Genomic DNA, 21,816 nt, shown 5'->3' on the forward strand with positions numbered 1-21,816 from the left:
ACAACTTTTCCACCAAAATAAGCGGTATAATCATCACTTTCAAAAGTTTGGTTGCAGGAAACTAACGATAAAACAGCAAGTAAGGGTAAATATAAAAAGGTTCTGATAATAAGACTATTTTAAATTATTGAAACAAAAATATTTAGTTCCGTTGTATTTGAGTGTTAAGGCATAGTTAAACTATTCTAAACGGTAAATCCGTAGTACTGTTAAATGTTTAATACACATATTTTTCGTAGTTTTGCACCACTTTTTAAAATTTAAATACATTCAATGTTAACAGTTAATAATTTATCCGTTCAGTTTGGTAAACGAATCTTATTTGATGAAGTAAATACCACTTTTACACACGGAAATATATACGGAGTTATTGGTGCCAATGGTGCTGGAAAATCGACTTTCCTTAAAATTATTGCGGGAGAAATGGACCCAACTTCGGGACATGTTCATTTGGAACCTGGCAAAAGAATGTCGGTTTTAAATCAAAATCACAACATGTTTGATGAGCATACGGTTCTTGAAACGGTTTTGATGGGGAATAAAGTTCTCTATGCCGTTAAAAAAGAAATGGATGAATTGTATCTTGATTACTCGGATGAAAATGCCGACAGAATTGGGGAATTGCAAGTACAGTTTGAAGAAATGAACGGTTGGAATGCTGAGTCGGATGCGGCTTCGTTACTATCAAGTTTAGGAATTGCCGAAGATATGCATTACTCATTGATGAGTGATGTGGAAGGAAAAATGAAAGTTCGGGTGCTTCTTGCACAAGCGCTTTTTGGAAATCCTGATTTGCTTATTATGGATGAGCCTACCAATGATTTGGATTTTGAAACCATTGCGTGGTTGGAAACGTTCTTAGCCAATTATGAAAACACAGTAATCGTTGTTTCGCACGATAGACACTTTTTAGACTCGGTTTGTACGCATATTTCGGATATTGATTTTAGTAAAATCAACCATTATTCTGGTAATTATACGTTTTGGTACGAGTCAAGTCAGTTAGCGGCGAAACAAAGAGCTCAGCAGAATAAAAAAGCAGAAGAGAAGAAACAGGAATTAGAGGAATTTATTCGTCGTTTTTCTGCGAATGTGGCGAAGTCCAAACAAGCGACTTCCCGTAAGAAAATGATTTCGAAATTAAATATTTCTGAAATCAAACCTTCGAGCCGTCGTTATCCTGCGATTATTTTTGACCAAGAAAGAGAAGCGGGTGACCAGATTTTGAATATTGTAAACTTAAGTGCTTCAGTTGATGGTGATGTTTTATTTACTAATGTCGATTTGAACATGGCAAAAGGAGATAAAATCGTTGTTTTTTCGAAAGATTCGCGTGCTACAACAGCATTCTATGAAATTTTGAATAATAATCAGAAAGCGGATACAGGAACTTTTGACTGGGGAATTACAACAAATCAAGCGTATTTACCAGGTGAAAACCACGAGTTTTTTGAAAACGATTTATCGTTAGTAGATTGGTTGCGTCAATATGCAAAAACAGAAGAGGAACGCGACGAAGTATTCATCCGTGGGTTCTTAGGGAAAATGATTTTCTCTGGTGAAGAAGCATTGAAAACGTCGAGAGTTTTATCTGGAGGAGAGAAAGTACGTTGTATGCTTTCCCGAATGATGATGGAGCGTGCCAATGTATTGATGCTCGACGAACCTACGAATCACTTGGACTTGGAGTCGATTACGGCTTTCAATAATTCATTGAAAAACTTTAAAGGTTCGATGTTGTTTACCACTCATGACCACGAATTTGCACAAACCGTTGGTAACCGAATTATTGAGTTGACACCGCAAGGAGCCATCGACCGTTACATGACGTTTGATGAATACTTGGATGATGAAAAAGTGCAGGAATTGAGAAAAACGATGTATTCTTAATTGAATTAATATAAATAGAAAAAGGGTTTTACTTTGCGGTAAAACCCTTTTTTTTTGTTTTTAAAATAATTAAATATTTTTATAGTAGACATGTATTATAAATCCGCCCTAACAGTTAGCGGGAGATATTGCTCTATATCTTTAGTATCAATGATAATAGTTTTTGCCCACATATCTCCAATTCGTTGATGCTTTTCTGAATTCTTGATGGCAATAATTGCAGGTATTCCGTAAAATAAAATATCAATTGGGTCAAGAACATGTCTTTTTATAGATTGTGTAATTTTAATATCAGTTCTTTTTAATGTTACCACTTTTAAATTTAAACAATGATGCCCGAGTGTGGCACCATTTAATGTTTCAATAACTATAAAATAGATAAACCATATAACAAATAGAGGTAAAGCTAAAAATCCACTTACCGTTTTACCACCTTCATGATTTTCTGTGCCAAAAAACAGTACATAAACAGAAAAGATTAATAAATATAGTCCATAATCAATCAGCGTCGCAAAAATTCGTTTTGTCAAATTTGTCTTATATTTTAAATTCATTAGATATTTTATTTAATAAATTTTATATTGGTTATTTTACATTTTACTTTAAAATTACAATTTTGTTCCAAATATACTCCTTTCCAAAACAAATCCTAAAAAAATCTCCTCAACTTCAATCTACTTAAACTTCTCTATAAACCAATAATCCTCCTCCATAAATTCCACAACCTCAATTTTCAACTCAGTTACCTCTTATTTGAGGTTAATAACCTGAACGAACAGGCAAATAGCTTGAACAAACAAGCTTTTAGCTTCTTCAAAGGAGCTTTTAGCTAATTAAAACAAGCTAAAAGCTTATAATTATAACCTTTTAGCTTCTTAAAAGGAGCTAATAGCTTATAATAAGCAGCTAATAGCTGCTTATTAATAATTAATTACTTATAAATTGAAGTTATTAATAATGAAATAGCGGTTTAAAACTAAATTTATGAGAATTATTTATTTTTAGGAGTAGATAAAGGCGTTCTCTTTTGCTTTGCAAAGCGTTTCGATAAGTCTTCGTAAATTACTCGTGAACTTTCGACGCCTTTTTTGAAGCCTTCTAAAACTTGACCATAATACATTTGAACTTTTTTCATGGTGTTACTTCCCGCCAACATTGCGGTATCATTGATATCTGTAGATAATTGCTTTGATAAATTGGCAATAGGTTGGAGCTGTCGGGCAATTAGTTCGTCTCTGTAGAAATCGTTCTGGTCTAAATAATAGGGGATAAATTCAGGATTGGTCTTCATATACGACTTGGTTTTTAAAACTATCGCTTGCGACAGATTACTCATTTTAAACATGGACATCCGTTGTTTTGCCGTCAATCCTTGCGTATACGGATGCACTAAATCTTTACATTCTTCAAGTTTTTGAGTCACTTGGTCGATAACTTCTTGAGGAATGGCAACTAAGGGTTGGTGTTTTGTACTCATTTTATACAATTTTGGCGTTATTAAACGTAAATGTATTTATAAAATGAATAGATTTTGAGGTAGGTTTGAAATTTTTTTGAAATACAGTTATCTACTTCAATAATTTCCAAGTTTGTCACTCCGTAGGAGTCTATTAATGGTTGCTCAATTTAGAATTAGATTCCTACGGAATGACAAATACGTGTGAAGATGTTGCAAGTATTATGATATTGAAATTATCATAAACTAATAAAAGCTTTTATTTCATTTGAAATAAAAGCTTTATGTATTTATTTTTTTTCCTTAGCGGCTTTAGCGGCTGCTTTCTCGGCTGCTTTCTTTTTGCGTTCTTCCGCTCTTTTCTTTTTCTTGAAATAACCTCGAAGTAAGAAATTGTGTTTAGCAGCTTCCATGTTTTCGTCTAATTTCTTGGTACTTGTTTTCAGATTACTCATCGTAGCATCTAAATCTTCCGCCATACTATCGTCGTTGATGAGTTTTCCTAAACTACCCTGACCATCGTTTACTTTTGCTAGAATTTCAGTAATTTCCCCTGTTGCAATTGCGGCATTATCAGCCGTTATTTGTAAACTTTCCATAATCGCATCCGTTTCTACGGGTTCGGTTGAAGCGATAAGTTGACCTTCTTTGACCACTTTATTACTTTTTCCACCACGAGATAAAACGATTAATTTATCACCGATAATTCCCTCAGAACCAATACCCGCTTCGCTATCTTCTTTAATGAATTTTTGAACATCTTTCTTAACCAACATTGTTACTTGAACGGTCGAATCATTCACAATAGAAATTTGGTCAACTGTTCCCACATTTATCCCTGAAAACCGAACTGCGTTTCCTACTTGCAATCCGCTTACATTTTGGAAATTAGCTTTGACTTCAAATACTGGGTCAAATAAGTTTTTTTGTTTTCCAATTACAAAAATTGCAAGGAAAAAAAGGATGATTCCTGCCGTGACAAATAATCCCAATCTGATTTTATAATTTTTACGTTCCATATTTATAGTGTTTTTGTATTGGTAATATTTTGACTTTTAAAATAAGAGTTGACAAGTGCATCCTCTGAATTTTCAAAATCAGAAAGGATTCCTTCCTTGTACACTTTACCTTCTTGTAACATGATAATCCGGTTGGCAACTGTTTTGGCACATTCAATATCATGTGTAATAATTATTGAAGATGTTTTGTATTTTTGTTGAACCTCATTAATCAATAAGCTGATTTCATGTGAACTTACGGGGTCTAATCCAGTAGTTGGTTCATCATAAAGCATGATTTCCGGATCTACAATTATGGTTCGCGCCAAGCTGATTCTTTTTTTCATACCCCCTGAAAGTTCCGAAGGCATTTTGTCAATAGAATCCGGAAGGCCTACGTTTTCTAAGGCTACTTTTACTTTAGCATCTACTTCTTTTTTAGATAAATCTTTAAACATTCTTTTCAATGGAAATTCCAGATTTTCTCGAACAGTCATTGAATCGTACAAAGCGCCACCTTGAAATAAAAAGCCAATTTTTCGTCGAACTTCGTTCATTTCCGTATTATTTAGTTCCGTCACTTCGTCTCCAAGTACTTTTATAGAACCAGAATCTGAGTTGAGTAATCGTACAATACACTTTATTAAAACCGACTTTCCCGTTCCAGATTTACCCAAAACAACTAGGTTTTCACCTTTTCTTAAAGATAAATTGATTCCCTTTAAAACTTCTGTCGTATCAAAACTTTTCATTAAATCTTGAATTACAACTACTTCGTCATTTATTTTTTTTTCTGTTGAAATCATAATAAATCAGTTATTTGTACAGCAATTAAATCGACGATAATTACTAATAAGGAAGCCATTACTACTGCTGAATTAGCTGCAATTCCTACACTTTCGGTTCCCCGTCCGGCATTAAAACCTTTATAACAACCTACGAAACCAATTACGGCTCCAAAGAAAAATGTTTTGATTACGGCAGGAAACAAATCGGAAAACTCAACACCGCTAAAAGCTTGTGAAATGAACAATACAAAACTTACATCGCCCTTAATATTGGCACCTATCCAACTGCCTAAAATTCCCAAAGCATCGGCATAAAGTGTTAGCAACGGCAACATTAAAGTAGCAGCTAAAACTCTTGGAACGATTAAAAATTTAATGGGGTTGGTCGAGGAAACTTCCATGGCATCAATTTGTTCTGTAACTCGCATAGAACCGATTTCGGCACCCATACTGGAACCAATTTTTCCTGCACAAATTAAAGCGGTAATAACAGGACCCATTTCACGAATGATTGAAATTGCCACCATTCCAGGAAGCATACTTACGGCTCCAAAATTTACCAAAACAGGTCTGGATTGAATGGTTAAAACCAACCCGATGATGATTCCTGTTACTGAAATCAATCCTAAAGACTGATTTCCAATAGCGAAACATTGCTTTAGAAATTGGTTGAATTCAAAGTCTTTACCGAAAATGTTTTTTAGGACTTTAAGAACAAACTTCGTTGCATTTCCTACATCTTCAAGAAAAATTTCAATTTTGTTTTTCTTTCTGATAGAAATTTCTTTAGGCATGATAATATGCTTTCCATCTTCAGAAATCGTTTCAGAATAAGGTATTTTTTTGTTCATATTGTACCTAATTACAAGTTAATTTGTTTTTTTTTCACTGTCATTGAAAGTGGATGTCTCTGTAAATAATGATTGTTCTTCAGCAGATGGATTGTCGTCATTTTCTTCTGAAGTTTCATTCTGAACACTGTAACTGTACCTAGTCAGTCTTATGTTTCTCCACTCATAGGTTTTAGGTAAATCGTCTCCCATCAAATAGCCCCAAGGTTTCAAGGGTTCGATTCGGTCAAAAATTACTTTTAAAATCGCAATTGTTGGGATGGCTAGAAACATTCCAGGAATTCCAGCAATTGCTCCACCTATGATTATACCTACGATGGAAGCCATTGCATTTATTTCTACTTTTGAACTTACAACTAAAGGCACTAGGATATTGTTGTCAATTACTTGAACGATAATGGTAACAATTATTACCCCAAGAATTATAGATACATCTGGAGTACCTGTTAAAGTTGCAAAAATGCTGATGACCATCGCCACTAGGATTCCCAAGTACGGAATTAGGTTAAGTAAACCTGTTAAAACACCTAGAAGTATCGCATATTTTACGCCTGCAATCATGAAGCCTATTGAGGTCATTGTTGCAACGGAAACCATCTGAATGATTAACCCCATTAAATAACTTTTTACGGCTACTTTAATTTGGCACAAAATATCAAAAAGTGCTTCGTGGTGTTCTGGTTTGAAAAGTTTATTAAGAAACTTCATAAAATGAGTTCTGTATAATAAAATCAAAAACATGTAAATAGGAATCAATGTAAGGTTTAATAATGTATCTGTAAAGGAAAGAAGCGTACTGCCTAAAATTTCTTTACCAGTTTCGACACTATCATTTGTAGCGTCTTCAATATATTTATCTTGTTCATAAGTGCTGATGTCAAAATTGCTACGAACAAATTCTTTTAAATTTAGTAAATGAATATTGAAATTACGCTTAATTGTATTCCAATCTTTTACAAAATCAGTTACTTCCCAAGAGATAAATGTCACAACTCCAATAAAAAAAATGACAAACAAAAGCACACAAATCATTACTGCAATAACATGAGGGAATTTTAATTTTTCACTTAGAAACGCACAACAAGGTCTAAGTAAAATGGAGAATAACAGCGCCATCATTAATGGAATTAGTACTTCCTGTGCAATATATAAAGTGAAAAATACCGCAATTAGACTTACTAAAGTCAGCGATAGCTTGACATAAAAAGGTAGCTTTAAAGTTGTAGTCATTGATAAAATTTGTTTTTGGAAAGTAAACCAATTTATTTGAGATAATGGCAATTGGAACTTAAAACAAAATTGCTTCAAAAAAAGTAATTATATCTTATAAAAATACTTTAATACATTACAGAATTTACACTGTATAAGACGAGATGAATTTTTTAGCGCTTTAGTGTAGATATGCCTTTTTGCAAGAATAGAGAATTGGGGTAAGTAACCAGTTCGCCTTCACTTGTTTTTAGAAAAGTATAAAAAGTATGAATCGAAATAATTTCTCCTTCAATAGGAAAGTCTTTGTCGTGGATTTTTATGGTATCGCCTATTTTAAAAGGAAAAGAGAAAAGAACGATAAAACCAGAAGTGATGTTACTCAAAATAGACCATTGTGCAAATAAGGCGACACCAATTACAGTTAAAACAGAAGATAATGTAAGAAATAAATCTTCGGTTTTAACGCCCCAAGTAAGAATTAAACTCACGAAAAATAATGAGGTAAAAAATACACTTATGTATTTAATTACTAAGTTTTTACGGTATTCCAATACCTCGCTTCTAATAGCGTATTTTTTTACCAATACTATAGTTATATAACGCAAGATTGCTAATGAAACAGTCATGATGCCGGTTATCATTATTTCGCGAAAATAAAAATTAAAAAAATCCATCATCTAAAAATTTTTAAAATAATCAAAAACTAAATGTGTTGGCAATCCCATGACATTTGTATAAGAACCTGAGATAGACGTGACGCCAACTAGACCTATCCAATCTTGAATTCCATACGAACCTGCTTTATCAAATGGTTCAAATTTTGAAATATAAAAATGAATCATTTCATCAGTTAATTGCGCAAAAGTTACTTCAGTGTAATCATGTAAGGTAGTGACTTTTTTATTGGTTTTGAAAGAAACGGAGGTAATTACTTGGTGTGTAGAATTTGAAAGGTTTTTCAGCATAAAAAATGCATCTTGTGCGTGTTTTGGTTTACCTAACGCTTTATTTTTATGCCAGACGATGGTATCGCTAGTAATTAACAATTCATCATCTGCAAGAGCTCCATCAAATGCCTTTCCTTTTAATTCAGCTAGATAGTCGGTTATTTCATCGGCTTTTAAAGTATCTGGATATACTTCTTCAATTTCGCGCAAGCGTATTTCAAAATCCAATCCTAAATCTTTAAAGAACTGTTGGCGTCTAGGTGACCCAGACGCTAGAATGATTTTGTATTCTTTCAGTTTTTGACTAAACATTATATGATATATTTAAACTATTTACAGCTATCGATACGATTCCAAAAAGCAAAACCAATTTTAAAATTAAGCTCAAAGTCTTGAAATCAGTTGAATTTTTAGCGTTTGTCAATTTTACACAAAAGAATAAAAGTGGAGCAATAACCGTCAATAAACTATATATAGTGCTGATGTATAAATTATTATTAAAGTAGTATTCATAAATATAGTAAAGCAAATAGACAGTAATTACTGCAGTTGAAATTAATACGATTTTAGCTGTTCTTTCGACGCCAAGTGCGATGGGTAAGGTGTTCATTCCTAAGTTGTAATCTCCTTTAACGTCTTCTAAATCTTTGACAATTTCGCGGATGAAATTAATCAAAAAAGCAAATAATGCGTAATCCAACAATATTTTAAATAAAATCCCCAAATGCATTTGATTCTCAGGAGTTATTATGGGTAATAAATCATACAAACCAATAATAATTACACTAATGGCTGTTAGAATCGCAACGATTAAATTTCCAACTAACAAGGATTGTTTTAGGGAAGAGGCATAAAGATATAAAGTTCCTGAAATGATGATGAATAACAAAGAGAAACCTGGTTTTTCGATAAGGTTAGACAGATAAAAACCGCCTCCTACACCTATTACATTTAATGCAAAATATAAATTGTAAGCCATTGCTTCGCTGATAGAAGCTCCTACAATGACCTCTTTTTTATTAATTAAATCAGTCTCTCTGTCGAAAATGTTATTGATAATATAACCTGCTGCAGCAACACAAACGGTTGAAAACACTAAAATCCCAAACTGCCAATTGTTTAAGGCCAGTTCGATTCCTTGTAAATTTAGAAATCCATAGCGAAACAAAAGCTGCATAAAAATGAGTAACAATAAATTTTGATAGCGGATGAGCTTTAAAAATGCCATATCAGAGAAAACCTTGTAAATTAAAGTGCAAAATTGCGAGGCTAAAGGTAATTTCTTTCGTGCTACTTTTAAAATTATTGGTATAAAAAAAATGCCTGAAATTTCTTTCAGGCATTTATAAAATGTATTCGCTGCTTAGTTTCTTCCATTTCTGGTTGATGTACCAGAGCTTCTTGTGTTTGAAGAACGCGTCTCGCTTACTTGAGCAGTATTTCGAGTAGCGCTAGAACCTTGAGTTGTTTGTCTAGTTGTTGCTTGTTGCGAAACTGAATTTCTAGTTGTTCGTGTTGGCGTTGATGCAGCACTTGAATTACTTCTTGTGCTACTGTTTAAAGTTTCGTTTCTAACTCCAGAATTACTGGTTGTTCTTGTTGGCGTTGATGCAGCACTTAAATTGCTTCTTGTGCTATTGTTTGATAAGTCGTTTCTAGTTGCAGAATTACTTCTAGTTCCAACAGTATTAGTAGTTCGTGTTGGCGTTGATGCAGCAGAATTTGAATTACTTCGTGTACTACTGTTTGAAGATTGGCTTCTTGTTCCAGAAGTAGTTCTAGTTCCTACATCGTTTCTAGTTGACGAACTTCTTGTTGAAGCATAATTATTTCTACGAGTGGCATAGTTATCGTAATTTCTTTCGTAACCATTTGTTCTTCTCGTTTCATACAATGCAACCGCACGTGTACTGCTTCTATGATTTGAATAATTGTAGTGGTTGTGCACATTTATATGTACATGCACGTTTCTTCGGTATCGATAAACAGGGTAAGGAGTCCATGCATAATAGTAGGTTGGATAGTAATTATAGTAATAAGGTGAATAATACGGATTGTAATTGTGAACCCAAAAAACGTTATATATCAACGGCCGGGAAACATATACAGGTTCATAAATATAGTTTGGGCCGTACATGAATACATCTCCTACGACTTGAATTTGAACATTATTGTTTCGATCACGTTCTACTTCAATGGTAGCTACATCTTGAAAAACATCTTTTTCTAAAACGGCTTGTAAAATAATTAAGTGGGTACTGCTTTCTACGACTTCAATTACTCGCAAATAATCAACTTGACGGTCAAAATTCAAATCTAAATTTGAAATTTGATTTTTTGGGTCGTTTAATCGTTGTTCGAAATCTTGTAAATTTTTTGCATCTCCAAAAATAGAAGCTACCGCTCGTAAATCTAAGTTATCGCTGATTTCATTACTTGTAGCGTTTACAGTAGTTCTATCTTGAGCAAAAAGAGGAATTTGGATTAGCAACCCAAATAAGGCTAGGGAAAGTAATTTGGTTTTCATGATTTCTAAATTTAAAAGTTGGTTTTTTGATTAGATTTGAAAACAATAAAACAAGAGACGTGCCACTATTTGAAGATTAATATTTATTTAACAACTTGAGAACTGTATTTTTTTAGAAATTCAGCTGGAGAAATACCTTCCTTTTGTTTGAAAAGTCTAGAAAAATAAGCGTAATCATCGTAACCTAACGAGTAAGCAATTTCGCTTAAACTAACTTTTGAATGTACTATTTTTCTTTTTGCTTCGAGGATTATTCTTTCTGAAATTAGTTCTGAAGCTGTTTTATTGATACTGGACTTTGTAATTCTATTTAAATGTTTGGAAGAGATATTAAGCAAATCGGCATATTTTGAAGGTGATTTCTCAATTAAAAATTGTTTTTCTATTAGTTGCTCAAATTGATGGTACTTTTCAATATATTTTGAAGAGTTTTGAATAAGGTTCTTAGATTCTGAAATGTAAATCCGACTTAAAACACTATAAATTATAGAAATATAATTAAGTATCATTTGACTTTTTAAAAGTTGTTGCGACTGATATTCAAAACTAATTAACTCAAAGAAATTAACAATTGTTTTTACATCTGAAACCTTTAAATTTAAATGTGGATTGTTATGAATGGATTGAAAAAAAGGAAATTGACTAATTCGCTCTTTAGTATAATGAAAGTCATAAAACGCTTGAGTATGTGTAAATATATAACCATCAATATCGTTGGATAACGTCCAATGATGCGTTTGTCCTGGAGCTATTAGGAATAAACTTCCTTCGTTAATTTCATAACTCGTAAAGTCAATTTCATGTGTGCCAAAACCTTTTGTAAATAAAACACATAAATAGGAATTGTGTTTGTGCGGATGGGTAATAAAACTTTTGTTTATTTCTATGTGTGTTTTTAAATCAGAAACATAAAATTCTTTCTGATTTTCACTGGATAAAAACTTTTCAATATTTAAAACTTGAATATTTTTCATTCTTAGTAAATGTCTTATTTGTCCAAAAAGTGAAGTATTTGTGTAAAGTCGATAAGTTGCTAATGTAATAACTTTGCAGAATAAAAATACAAATAAAATGTCGCAAATTATAAAAATGTTTTTAGGTAAATGTCCTCATTGTGAAAAAGGACAAGTATTTTATAAAAACGGAAATCCTTTTTTATTTCAAATGCCTAAAATGAATAAGAACTGTCAAGAATGTGGTCATCGTTTTGAAAGAGAGCCAGGTTATTTCTTTGGAGCAATGTATGGTAGCTATCTTTGTGATTTCTCGTCTATTTGTTACCGACTTAGCACACATTTTCTTTATAATGGCTGGAATTTCAGTATTCTTGATGACTATTAATTTTAAATATTCCAGATTGATTTGGATGTACATTTTTGATGGCAAAAACAGTGATGACTAATCAATACGCTTCATGCAAATACTTTCTGGAGGATTAACGACCATTGGGAATTTTTCAATTTTAACAGAACTACTGTCCAGACCGAATGCTTTTTCTTCTGATAAACTTAATTTTTTAATCAAAAAATACGTATTCATGATTAACTTTTCGTGCCAAATCATATCACTGTCGTTCGATAAGAATTTTTCAGAAAGAACAAATTTGAAATCACCTAGAATGTTATTTTTACTTAACGATGCGTAACGACTGGTGACATCAACTTCTTTGTTTTGTACCATGTTTTTGACAACCTCGCGAAACATAATGTTGATTTTGGTAGGTTCACGGAATCCCAAGTTAAAATCAACTCGGATGATATCGTCGTGCAAGATTTCGGTTACTTTATATTCTGTTTTATAAGGTTCGTTCAGAATATTGACGTGGATGAACCAATAGATGTCAGCTCTTTTGGGACGTTTTTGCAAAATAGAATACATTACCTTCTCTTCAATTTCATCGGTACGACTGGAATTGGTGAGATAAACCAAATGTGTGGCGTATTTTGGAATAGTCAAATCAGTGCTTAGTTCAGCCAACACCTTTTTGTAATCATTGATTTTGACAAATTTTGTGTAGGATTTACTAATTGTTTTGGCTCTAAACCAGGTGAACATAATTGTGATTAATAGTAGTGCAATTATGATGGTTACATAACCTCCATGTGAGAATTTTTTAATGTTTGCAAAGAAAAAACTAAATTCAATGATTCCATAAATAGTGATGATTGGGGCGATAAAATACCATTTTACGCGTTTCATTATCATATAGAAATTAAGTAAAATAGTGGTCATTATCATGCACAGAACAATGGCGAGACCATAAGCCGCTTCCATATTGGTAGATTCTTCAAAGTGAATTACAATCAAAGCACAACCTAAAAACAACAACCAATTGACAGAGGGAATGTACATTTGTCCTTTTAATTCTGTTGGATATTTGATGGTAACTTTCGGCCAGAAATTTAATCGCATGGCTTCATTAATTAACGTAAAAGAACCACTAATTAAAGCTTGAGAAGCAATTACTGCCGCAAGTGTCGCAATGGTGATTCCGATGGGTTGGAACCAGTCGGCCATTATTAAGTAGAACGGGTTTCCATTGGGACCACCTAATTCTACAAGTGTTTTTCCTTCAAAACGGAGTAGGTAAGCAGCTTGGCCAAAATAGTTCAGCACCAACATGGATTTAACAAAAATCCAACTGACACGAATGTTTTTTCGACCGCAATGTCCCATGTCTGAATATAATGCTTCAGCACCGGTGGTACAAAGGAAAACAGCGCCTAAAATATAAAAACCTTCTGGGTGTAATTTTAATAAGTGAAAGGCATAGTAGGGATTCAATGCTTTAAAAACTTCAAAATTATCAAAGACTTGAATTCCTCCTAGGATTCCCAACATTCCAAACCAGATGAGCATCATGGGAGCGAAGAACTTGCCTACGATACTTGTTCCAAATTGTTGTATAAAAAATAAGACGAATAAAATTCCGATGACAATTGGAACTGTATTTATAGATGGATAATACGTTCTTAAGCCTTCAATTGCGGAAGAAACGGAAATGGGTGGCGTAATAATTCCGTCAGCGAGAAGAGCGCTTCCTCCAATGATGGCGGGAATAATGAGCCATTTCACCTTTGTTCGGCGGACTAAAGCGTATAAGGCAAAGATTCCTCCTTCACCATTATTATCAGCATTTAGAGTAATGATTACATATTTGACCGTTGTTTGTAACGTTAATGTCCAAAAAACGCAAGAAACTCCTCCTAAAATGATATCCGCATTTATGGCAGCTCCGCCGATAATCGCCTTCATTACGTACAGCGGTGACGTACCAATATCGCCATAAATAATTCCCAAAGTAATCAGTAAACCGCCTAACGACAATTGGCTCAAATGGCCTTTTTTTGCACTACTCATATCATTTATAAAGAAGACAAAATTAGATAATTAAACAATACCTAATTTATATTGACCGATTTATTTACGATGTTGCTTTAAAAAAAAATGATAAGTTTGCAGCAATATTTATTATCATGAAAAATTTACTATTTCTAGGGCTGTTCTTACTATTATTTACTTCTTGTAAGACCGAAAATGACTCGTTACCTGTAGTGAAATCAAGAGTTTTTACTTCGGTGGCTGTTGATACACTTTTACAAGAAGAAATTTCAATACGAGCCATTTTAATTGATTCTAATACGGTTTGGTATGCGGGAAGTAAGGGGCAATATGGGTCGATTGATTTGGGAACTGATAAAAGATTCAGCGGACATGTGACAAAAGATACTTTATCACTTGAGTTTAGAAGCATTGCAAAGACTAAAGAATCCATTTTTATATTGAATGTAGGAACACCTGCTTTATTGTATCGGATTTCTAAAGACGGTTCGCGGATTAAGAAAATGTATCAAGAAAATCATCCTAAGGCATTTTACGACAGTATGCAATTTTGGAATGATGAAGAAGGAATAGCAATAGGAGATCCAACTGATGATTGTCTTTCGGTAGTCATAACGCGGGATGGAGGAACTACATGGAACAAAGTTTCTTGTGAGAACTTGCCCAAAGTACGAGAAGGTGAAGCCGCTTTTGCAGCAAGCAATACCAATCTTGTTGTAAAAGGGAGTGAGACATGGATGGTTTCTGGAGGAACGAAATCACGGGTGTTTTATTCAGCTGATAAAGGGCAAAAGTGGAGTGTTGTGGAAACGCCCATCGTTCAGGGAGAAGCAATGACGGGGATTTTTACCGCTGATTTCTACGATGCTAAGAATGGATTCATAGCGGGAGGGAATTATGAGAAACTTACTCAAAATTTTGGCAACAAAGCCATCACAAAAGATGGTGGAAAGACGTGGAAATTGATTGCAGAAAAAGAAGGTTTTGGTTATGCTTCTTGTGTTCAGTATGTTCCTAATTCTCGTGGGGAACAATTAGTAAGTGTGGGTGCTTCAGGGTTGTATTATTCTTCAACTGCTGGAGAAAAGTGGAGTAAATTATCAGGCGATTCTTCGTTATATACAATTCGGTTTATGAATGATTCGACTGCAATTGGTGCAGGAAAGGATAAGATTGTTCGACTGCGTTTTAAATAGGTTTGGGTTGGGTACATTTCTATGAGATTGCGGGTATTTATCTACTAAATTATGTTTTTGTTTTATAAAATGAATAGAAGTCTTAATAGGATGAAAATTGTTCCTTATATAGTGAAGATTGTTCCTTATTGAGTGAATGTTGTTCCTTATTAAGTGAAGGTTGTTCCTTACGAAGTACGAATTGTTCCTTATAGAGTGAAGATTGTTCCTTACGGAGTTAGGATTGTTCCTTATAGAGTTAAGATTGTTCCTTAGGGAGTGAATGTTGTTTCTTATAAAGTGAAAAGAAATCCTACCTAAAAACAGAAAGACCCTTACCTAGTTACAGGAAATACTTAGTTTTTTCAGTTTTTGTTTTAATAAAATCAATGTATTCTTTATAAAATAAAAGCTTTTCCTTGTAGTTATAAATGTTTGTTTTATAATTATAGGGAAAAGCTTTGTGTGATTTGGTGCTTAGCACGTTGGGCTATAGCGTTGTGGGATTGCTTCGTTCCTCGCAATGACGTGGTACTTGTAACGTGGTACTCCTTGCATGTTATTTCGTACGTTGGGCTATAGCGTTGTGTTTATCGTTGTGTTTATCGTTGTGGGATTGCTTCGTTCCTCGCAATGACGTGGTACTTATGACGTGTTACTTATTGCATGTTGCTTACTACGTGGCACTTATGTCGTGTTACTTGTGACGTCGCGTTCCTTTTGACCTTGTGCTATAGTTTTATGGTGGGTTTAGTACCAGCGTTTCTTATTTTGCTTAGAAGCGGTAGATTTTCTTGAATTATTTGCTTCTTTGCTTCTGTTTGAGTTTTTCTTAGGGGCAGTTTCGTCGGGACTTCCTTCTTTCCATTGAAATTCGTGGTCTTTGATTACTTCGACATCTACTTTAATCAACTTTTGAATGTCTTTCCAGTAAGGTGCTTCGTCTTTTCCACAAAAAGAAATTGCGATACCACCGTTTCCTGCACGGCCTGTTCGACCAATTCGGTGAACGTACGTTTCGGGCACATTGGGTAAATCGAAGTTGATTACAAAAGGCAGTTGGTCGATGTCGATTCCTCTTGCGGCAATATCTGTGGCTACTAAAACGCCTACTTCTTTTGCTTTAAACGCATCTAAAACCCTTTGTCTTGCATTTTGAGATTTGTCTCCGTGAATGGCTTCGGCAGCGATGCCTTTATTTCTCAATGATTTTACCACATTATCAGCACCGTGCTTGGTTCTTGAAAAAACCAGAACGTCGGATAAATTTTCGTTTTTGATTAAATGGTATAATAAGTTGCGTTTTTCGCTTTTGTCAACATAATAAACGCGTTGCTCCACATTTTCAGCTGTAGAAGAAACTGGAGAAACGGTTACACTTACGGGGTCTTTTAAGAATATTTCAGATAATTCCCGGATTGCCATTGGCATTGTAGCCGAAAACAATAAGGTCTGGCGGTTATCTGGTGTAAGTTTTACAATTTTTTTGACATCATTGACAAAACCCATGTCTAACATTTGGTCGGCTTCGTCTAAAACTAGACAATGCAAATGGTCCAAATCAATGAAACCTTGCTTGTTTAAATCGAGTAAACGACCAGGAGTTGCGACTAGGATATCAATACCACTGCGTAACATATCGACTTGTGGCACTTGAGACACACCACCAAAAATAGTTAGTGAAGTCAAGTTGGTGTATTTTCCGTATTGGTCAAAATTTTGTCCAATTTGAACGGCTAATTCCCGAGTTGGCGTAACCACTAAACAGCGAATCTGTTTGCTTTTTTTAGAAGAACCAACAATTCGGTGCAATTGATGAATGATTGGAATGGCGAAAGCGGCTGTTTTTCCAGTACCTGTTTGGGCACAACCGATCAGGTCGCGGCCTTGAAGAATAGAAGGAATGGATTGTTCTTGAATGGGTGTTGGCTCCAAATAACCTAGTTCGTAAACGGCTTTTTGTATACTTTTAGAAAGTGATAAATCTTCGAATAACATAAATATAAATCTTTTGAGTACTCTGAATTAAGTACAAAGAGGTTGCAAAGATAGGTTTATTATAATTAATGTTTTAAAAATGTGGGCTTATGGAACGTTCTTTGTTAGAAATAATACGATAATGTTTCGTTAATTTGAAAAGTATTTCCTGAATATTAACTGCATTTTTATAATTTTAGCCTTTCAAAATTCTGAACATCTGTATTCTATGCGATTGTATTTCCTACTTTTTTTTATCTGTTTTTCCGTGATGCACTCTTTTGCGCAATTTGACGGTAAAAGTGGTACAATTAATATCCCGCCGGTGAATATGCCTAAGATGCCGACAATTACTCCCGAAAAAGCACCGAGTCTTTGGGATATTAAACCCAAAGAAGAAGTAACGACCAACCCATGGGACAAACCTAAAGAACGGGAATTTAACCAGCAAGATGATTTTTTGAACCCTGCCGACCGTTATACCAAAAAAATGAATAACAGCTTGAAAGGCGAGGGGAATGGTGATTATAAAATATTTAGAAGAAATCAGTATTTTGGTGATTTTAAAACCGATTCAGAATCGATTGAAGTTGCCGTTCGAGACCCACAAGCTATTGATGGCGATTATGTAAAAATTACGCAAGACGGAGTTGTGATTTATGAAAGCATCTTTTTAAATTCTACTTTCAAGACACTTCAAATTCCTTTAAAAAAAGGTTTTAATCGCATTGAATTTATTGCTTTAAATGAAGGAAGTTCGTTTCCAAATACGGGCGCTTTTTTAATTAGAGATAAGGGGCAAACCATTTATCAGGAAGAATGGAACTTATCGACTGGATTTAATGCAGCTTTTCTTATAATTCGCGAATAATTAGAACCATTTTCGGGTAAACAAATTCACTAAAATTCTAGGGTCAAGTGTTACAATAAACCGAATATTTTCTTGGTAGTTTTTGTCGGCAATTTCCCAGCCGTTGTTTGAATATACAGGGAAATACAATTCAAAATAATCGGTAACTAAATTCAAACGCACTCCAGAATCGTACATGAATTTGGCGTTTTGGTTCGTGTTTTTTACAAAACCCAAATCGCCATAGACTTCCACCCAATTCCAGATGTTAAAACCTGCATTTGTAGTTACCATCCACTGGTTTGCAAAGGGTGTATCCAACTTTGATTTGAACGCACCTTCCGCAAGAATGAGTTGCTGGCTAAAAATGCCCGTTTCTTCAGAACGACCGTAGTAATTGTGGTCGAACAAATAATCTGAAGCACGGTCAAGCCCGAAACTAAAGAAGTCCGAATTGGTATTGTTGTACAAAAATGTTCCTGCAAAAAGGCGTAAATTGATTGTCCTGTTGTTATTGAAAAGTTTTCGATATTCAACTTCAATCGATGTTTTTCCGAATTTGGATGCTATTTGTACATCGGCAACTAAATTAACGTGTTTTACCAATTCTGTTTTAGTGTTGAAATATTTAGCATTGAAAACGTTGTAACTTTCTTGATTTCCATCAAATTCGGTCACGAATTTTGACGGGTCTAAGTTGACCATGACTTGCCTAATTTGAATTGCTTGGAAACGGTTGTCTCTCATGTCATCCTCTCGAATTCTAAAAAGCAGCACTGGATTTATTTTAAAATAAGCGGCATCTTCCGCATAATGCAAATAGGTCCCGCTAAGTGAATATCGCGTATTGAACCAATTACTTTCCCTGTTAAATTGGTTTACATGAAAGGAAAAATGACCCGTTAATGATTGCGTATTTGGGGAATAAATAGGGTTGACATCAAAATTAAATGGCTTGTCTAAAATGGTTTTATTGTGAAACCTGAAACCCGGCGAAAGACCATCATATAAGGTATAACTAATTGTTGGGACGTATAGAATTTGGTTGTAATACGGGTCTTCTAAATCCTTCATTAGCACAAATTTGAACGGACGGTTATTGGGGTAAAAACCTTTTAAAGACTTCCAGTTGTTGCGTAAATTAAATTCAGGAACGTCGTTTTCGTAGTTTAAAACAATTTTATTTACATTGTTTCTCGCAATGGTAAACGTACTGTCGTTGCTAATTCCCGAATACCATTTCTTAAACACCACTTGGTTGTTATTCAGGCCGTAAACGGGAATGGGAACTGTGGTATTTGTTTTGTTTTTTATGGTGAACGTGATGCTGTCGTTGGTTTTAGTAACGTCAGAAAACTTATAATCTACAATGTCACGCGAATGAATGATTGTTTTGAAAAACCAATCAATATCTACCGATGCTTTCTGTTTTAGAATGGATTCAAAATCGGATTCGGTTACTTTTTTCTCTTGGTTTAAAAGGTAAAATTGTTGAATACTTTGCGGGAGAATATTATGCTCTAAATAATGGTCGAGGTAATTTAAACTCAAACCTGCACGGTATTTCGAAGCAATTTGTTCGTTAAATTTAATTAGTTTTTCTTTTGATTCACCAATGGGTTGGTCGAGGTTCTTTCGCGCCATCAACATATAAAAGTAGCTGTATTGCTCGTTGAAATCCAGGTTTACCAGATTGAAACTTTTAAGAATTTTAAGCTTCGCCACACTTCCCATCATCTTCATATTGGGATAATAGTCGTCGATGTATTTCATCATCGTATAGACTTGAATTCCGTCGTAAATCCAGTTGTCTTTTCGTTCATCAAGCGTCATGCTGTTTTTTAAAAAGTTATTCAGATACGTCTTTAGGAACTTGATTTCAAATACAAAATCATCTGGAAAAGGACTGATGAAACTAGGCAGTTGATTTAAACCATAGAACGGATTTCGTTCATAATCAGCTTGCGAAACCACGATATTTTGATGCGGGAATTTACCGATAGTTGACTCAACATATTCCGTAATTTGCTTGATTAACAAGGCTTTTTTAATTTCGTTGAGGTTGTTGTCGTTGATGTTGGTTTGGACTTTCAAGTTGGGCAAAATGAAAGAGCGAAAATTGGAATTTTGGGAGAGGTAAATGGAGAATTGAGAACGTTTTTCGCCATTTAAAGTAACTTTAGAACCTACTTGATTTATTTTATTCAAATCAGTAGTTAATTCGTAATTCTGAGGCAAGGTTAGGTTAATTTCGTAATCACTTACCGCATTTGAACTGTCCTCCAAATTGACATTACTGTACATTGCAAAATGTCCGTTATTAAATCGCGCAGGAGTGAGGAGCCAATCTTTCAGCATGAAATTACCGTTTTCATTGTAGCCATACCCTGTAAACTTATCGCTTGGCAACTTAATTTTATAAGTTATAAAGATGGAAAACTTTTGCTGTGGTGCAATTTTATCTCTTAAAATTACTTCAATTAAATCGGGATGATCGCTCGTTCGACTCCAGTCGAGAAATAATTTATTTTGGTCGATGAATGTTAAATCTGTAGTTGCACCTCTTTCTTCGTCTTTCGCTAAATGAAAATTCCGAACAAATTCATCTGAAAAACGTTTTCCTAAAGGCGAATATTTATCCGAATACGCATTGTTCCAATCATTCAAAATGATTTTTTTCAGCGTGTCATTGGATTGATTAAAGTAAATCAATTCCTGCTGCACGGTCAGCGTTTTCTTGTCTGGATTTAATTCTACGTTACAAATACTCGAATGTTGGCTCCATGAAAGCGAAGTAAATACAAGAGCAAACAAGTTGAAAAGGAGTTTAAGAGTAAGTTTCAAGCGCGATTTGTTTTGGGAATAATCATTCATTAATCATACATACGAAATGTATTGCAAAAAAAGCGAAAAGTTCGCATTAAAAACGTTTTAGAGCGTCTTTTATGCGAACTTTTCCATGTTAATTTTTTTTTATTAGAAGTTTGGACTCAAATTGTATTTTTTATAAAAAGCATCGAGTACCTCTACGACTTCATCTTCATGGTCTACGATTTTTATCAAATCTAAATCGCCAGGACTTACAGTAGCAATATTGGCAACCAATACATTTTTAATCCAGTCCATTAAACCCGTCCAAAATTCAGTACCTACTAGAATGATAGGAAATTTTGCGACTTTTTTTGTCTGAATTAAAGTAATCGCTTCAAACATTTCATCTAAGGTTCCAAAACCTCCTGGCATAACCACAAATCCTTGAGAATACTTCACAAACATTACTTTTCTTACAAAAAAGTAATCAAAGTTTAGGTTTTTATCGCGGTCGATATACGGGTTAAAGTGTTGCTCAAAAGGCAATTCAATGTTTAATCCTACTGAAGTTCCGCCTCCTGCATGAGCTCCTTTATTTCCAGCTTCCATAATTCCCGGTCCACCGCCAGTAATCACACCGTAACCGGCTTTACTGATTTTATAAGCAATTCGCTCCGTTAATTTATAAAAGTGGTCTTCTGGTTTCGTTCGTGCTGAACCAAAAATAGAAACACACGGGCCAATTCGTCCCATGGCTTCGTATCCGTTTACAAATTCAGCCATAATCTTGAAAATTGCCCAAGAATCATTGGTGCGAATTTCGTTCCATGTTCGCTGTTTCAATCGGTCTTGAATTATTTTATCTTCGTCGTTATCAAAATCTTCTAATCTCATTGTTTTCTTTACTTTTTGTCATTCTGAATTCATTTCAGAATCTATTTATCTCTATATTTTCAAAATTTATTTCAGGAGCTGTTTCCTGCTATTCGTTC

Annotated in this window: 19 protein-coding genes; 4 read left to right on the plus strand and 15 right to left on the minus strand. The window is 34.3% G+C overall.

Annotated elements, in window-relative coordinates:
• The first annotated feature begins 273 nt into the window (after positions 1-273).
• Positions 274-1,890 carry an ABC-F family ATP-binding cassette domain-containing protein gene (locus ACQ5J2_RS09865; protein ID WP_432670239.1) on the plus strand — a complete coding sequence of 539 codons (1,617 nt, stop codon included), beginning with the start codon at positions 274-276 and terminating at the stop codon, positions 1,888-1,890.
• 95 nt (positions 1,891-1,985) lie between these two features.
• Here the strand turns inward: ACQ5J2_RS09865 and ACQ5J2_RS09870 are convergent, their stop codons facing one another.
• The 11 genes from ACQ5J2_RS09870 to ACQ5J2_RS09920 form a co-directional block, all read right to left on the minus strand.
• Positions 1,986-2,444: an RDD family protein gene (locus tag ACQ5J2_RS09870; protein WP_432670240.1), complete on the minus strand. Its 459-nt coding sequence runs from the start codon at positions 2,442-2,444 to the stop codon at positions 1,986-1,988.
• Positions 2,445-2,881: 437 nt separating this feature from the next.
• On the minus strand, positions 2,882-3,367 hold the full coding sequence (locus ACQ5J2_RS09875) for a hypothetical protein (protein WP_432670241.1): 486 nt from the start codon (positions 3,365-3,367) through the stop codon (positions 2,882-2,884).
• 269 nt (positions 3,368-3,636) lie between these two features.
• Positions 3,637-4,365 carry an MlaD family protein gene (locus ACQ5J2_RS09880; RefSeq protein WP_432670242.1) on the minus strand — a complete coding sequence of 243 codons (729 nt, stop codon included), beginning with the start codon at positions 4,363-4,365 and terminating at the stop codon, positions 3,637-3,639.
• A 2-nt stretch (positions 4,366-4,367) separates the two neighbouring features.
• Positions 4,368-5,150, minus strand: coding sequence for an ABC transporter ATP-binding protein (locus ACQ5J2_RS09885; RefSeq protein WP_432670243.1), 783 nt, complete (start codon positions 5,148-5,150; stop codon positions 4,368-4,370).
• Positions 5,147-5,926 (minus strand): MlaE family ABC transporter permease, encoded by a 780-nt coding sequence (locus tag ACQ5J2_RS09890; protein ID WP_432673295.1) that lies wholly within the window; start codon positions 5,924-5,926, stop codon positions 5,147-5,149. The genes ACQ5J2_RS09885 and ACQ5J2_RS09890 overlap by 4 nt, the downstream gene beginning before the upstream one ends.
• A gap of 75 nt (positions 5,927-6,001) precedes the next feature.
• Entirely contained in the window at positions 6,002-7,213 is a 1,212-nt protein-coding gene (locus ACQ5J2_RS09895) for an AI-2E family transporter (RefSeq protein WP_432670244.1), read from the minus strand.
• 152 nt (positions 7,214-7,365) lie between these two features.
• Entirely contained in the window at positions 7,366-7,869 is a 504-nt protein-coding gene (locus ACQ5J2_RS09900) for a mechanosensitive ion channel domain-containing protein (protein ID WP_432673296.1), read from the minus strand.
• Positions 7,870-7,872: 3 nt separating this feature from the next.
• A complete protein-coding gene (locus tag ACQ5J2_RS09905; protein ID WP_432670245.1) occupies positions 7,873-8,454 on the minus strand; it encodes a Maf-like protein in 582 nt (193 codons plus the stop codon).
• Complete coding sequence (locus tag ACQ5J2_RS09910) at positions 8,447-9,370, minus strand: geranylgeranylglycerol-phosphate geranylgeranyltransferase (RefSeq protein ID WP_432670246.1); 924 nt, start codon at positions 9,368-9,370, stop codon at positions 8,447-8,449. The genes ACQ5J2_RS09905 and ACQ5J2_RS09910 overlap by 8 nt, the downstream gene beginning before the upstream one ends.
• Before the next feature lie 135 nt (positions 9,371-9,505).
• The gene (locus tag ACQ5J2_RS09915) at positions 9,506-10,669 is read right to left on the minus strand and encodes a hypothetical protein (protein ID WP_432670247.1); all 1,164 of its coding nucleotides are present in this window, start codon (positions 10,667-10,669) and stop codon (positions 9,506-9,508) included.
• 83 nt (positions 10,670-10,752) lie between these two features.
• Positions 10,753-11,643 (minus strand): helix-turn-helix domain-containing protein, encoded by an 891-nt coding sequence (locus ACQ5J2_RS09920; protein ID WP_432670248.1) that lies wholly within the window; start codon positions 11,641-11,643, stop codon positions 10,753-10,755.
• Between the two features lie 97 nt (positions 11,644-11,740).
• On the opposite strand from ACQ5J2_RS09920, the gene ACQ5J2_RS09925 reads away from it, so the two are divergent.
• Positions 11,741-12,010: a hypothetical protein gene (locus ACQ5J2_RS09925; RefSeq protein WP_432670249.1), complete on the plus strand. Its 270-nt coding sequence runs from the start codon at positions 11,741-11,743 to the stop codon at positions 12,008-12,010.
• A 57-nt stretch (positions 12,011-12,067) separates the two neighbouring features.
• On the opposite strand, the gene ACQ5J2_RS09930 is transcribed toward ACQ5J2_RS09925, so the two are convergent.
• A complete protein-coding gene (locus tag ACQ5J2_RS09930) occupies positions 12,068-14,029 on the minus strand; it encodes a KUP/HAK/KT family potassium transporter (RefSeq protein WP_432670250.1) in 1,962 nt (653 codons plus the stop codon).
• 116 nt (positions 14,030-14,145) lie between these two features.
• Here ACQ5J2_RS09930 and ACQ5J2_RS09935 point away from each other — a divergent pair, with 116 nt between their 5' ends.
• Positions 14,146-15,207: a WD40/YVTN/BNR-like repeat-containing protein gene (locus tag ACQ5J2_RS09935; protein WP_432670251.1), complete on the plus strand. Its 1,062-nt coding sequence runs from the start codon at positions 14,146-14,148 to the stop codon at positions 15,205-15,207.
• A 729-nt stretch (positions 15,208-15,936) separates the two neighbouring features.
• On the opposite strand, the gene ACQ5J2_RS09940 is transcribed toward ACQ5J2_RS09935, so the two are convergent.
• The gene (locus ACQ5J2_RS09940) at positions 15,937-17,184 is read right to left on the minus strand and encodes a DEAD/DEAH box helicase (RefSeq protein WP_432670252.1); all 1,248 of its coding nucleotides are present in this window, start codon (positions 17,182-17,184) and stop codon (positions 15,937-15,939) included.
• A 319-nt stretch (positions 17,185-17,503) separates the two neighbouring features.
• Here ACQ5J2_RS09940 and ACQ5J2_RS09945 point away from each other — a divergent pair, with 319 nt between their 5' ends.
• Positions 17,504-18,034, plus strand: coding sequence for a hypothetical protein (locus ACQ5J2_RS09945; RefSeq protein WP_432670253.1), 531 nt, complete (start codon positions 17,504-17,506; stop codon positions 18,032-18,034).
• Here ACQ5J2_RS09945 and ACQ5J2_RS09950 read toward each other — a convergent pair whose 3' ends face one another.
• Entirely contained in the window at positions 18,035-20,857 is a 2,823-nt protein-coding gene (locus tag ACQ5J2_RS09950; protein WP_432670254.1) for an aminopeptidase, read from the minus strand.
• A 132-nt stretch (positions 20,858-20,989) separates the two neighbouring features.
• Positions 20,990-21,718 (minus strand): TIGR00730 family Rossman fold protein, encoded by a 729-nt coding sequence (locus ACQ5J2_RS09955; protein ID WP_432670255.1) that lies wholly within the window; start codon positions 21,716-21,718, stop codon positions 20,990-20,992.
• Between the last annotated feature and the right edge of the window lie 98 nt (positions 21,719-21,816).

Source organism: Flavobacterium sp. SM2513, assembly GCF_050908145.1.
Lineage (GTDB): Bacteria > Bacteroidota > Bacteroidia > Flavobacteriales > Flavobacteriaceae > Flavobacterium.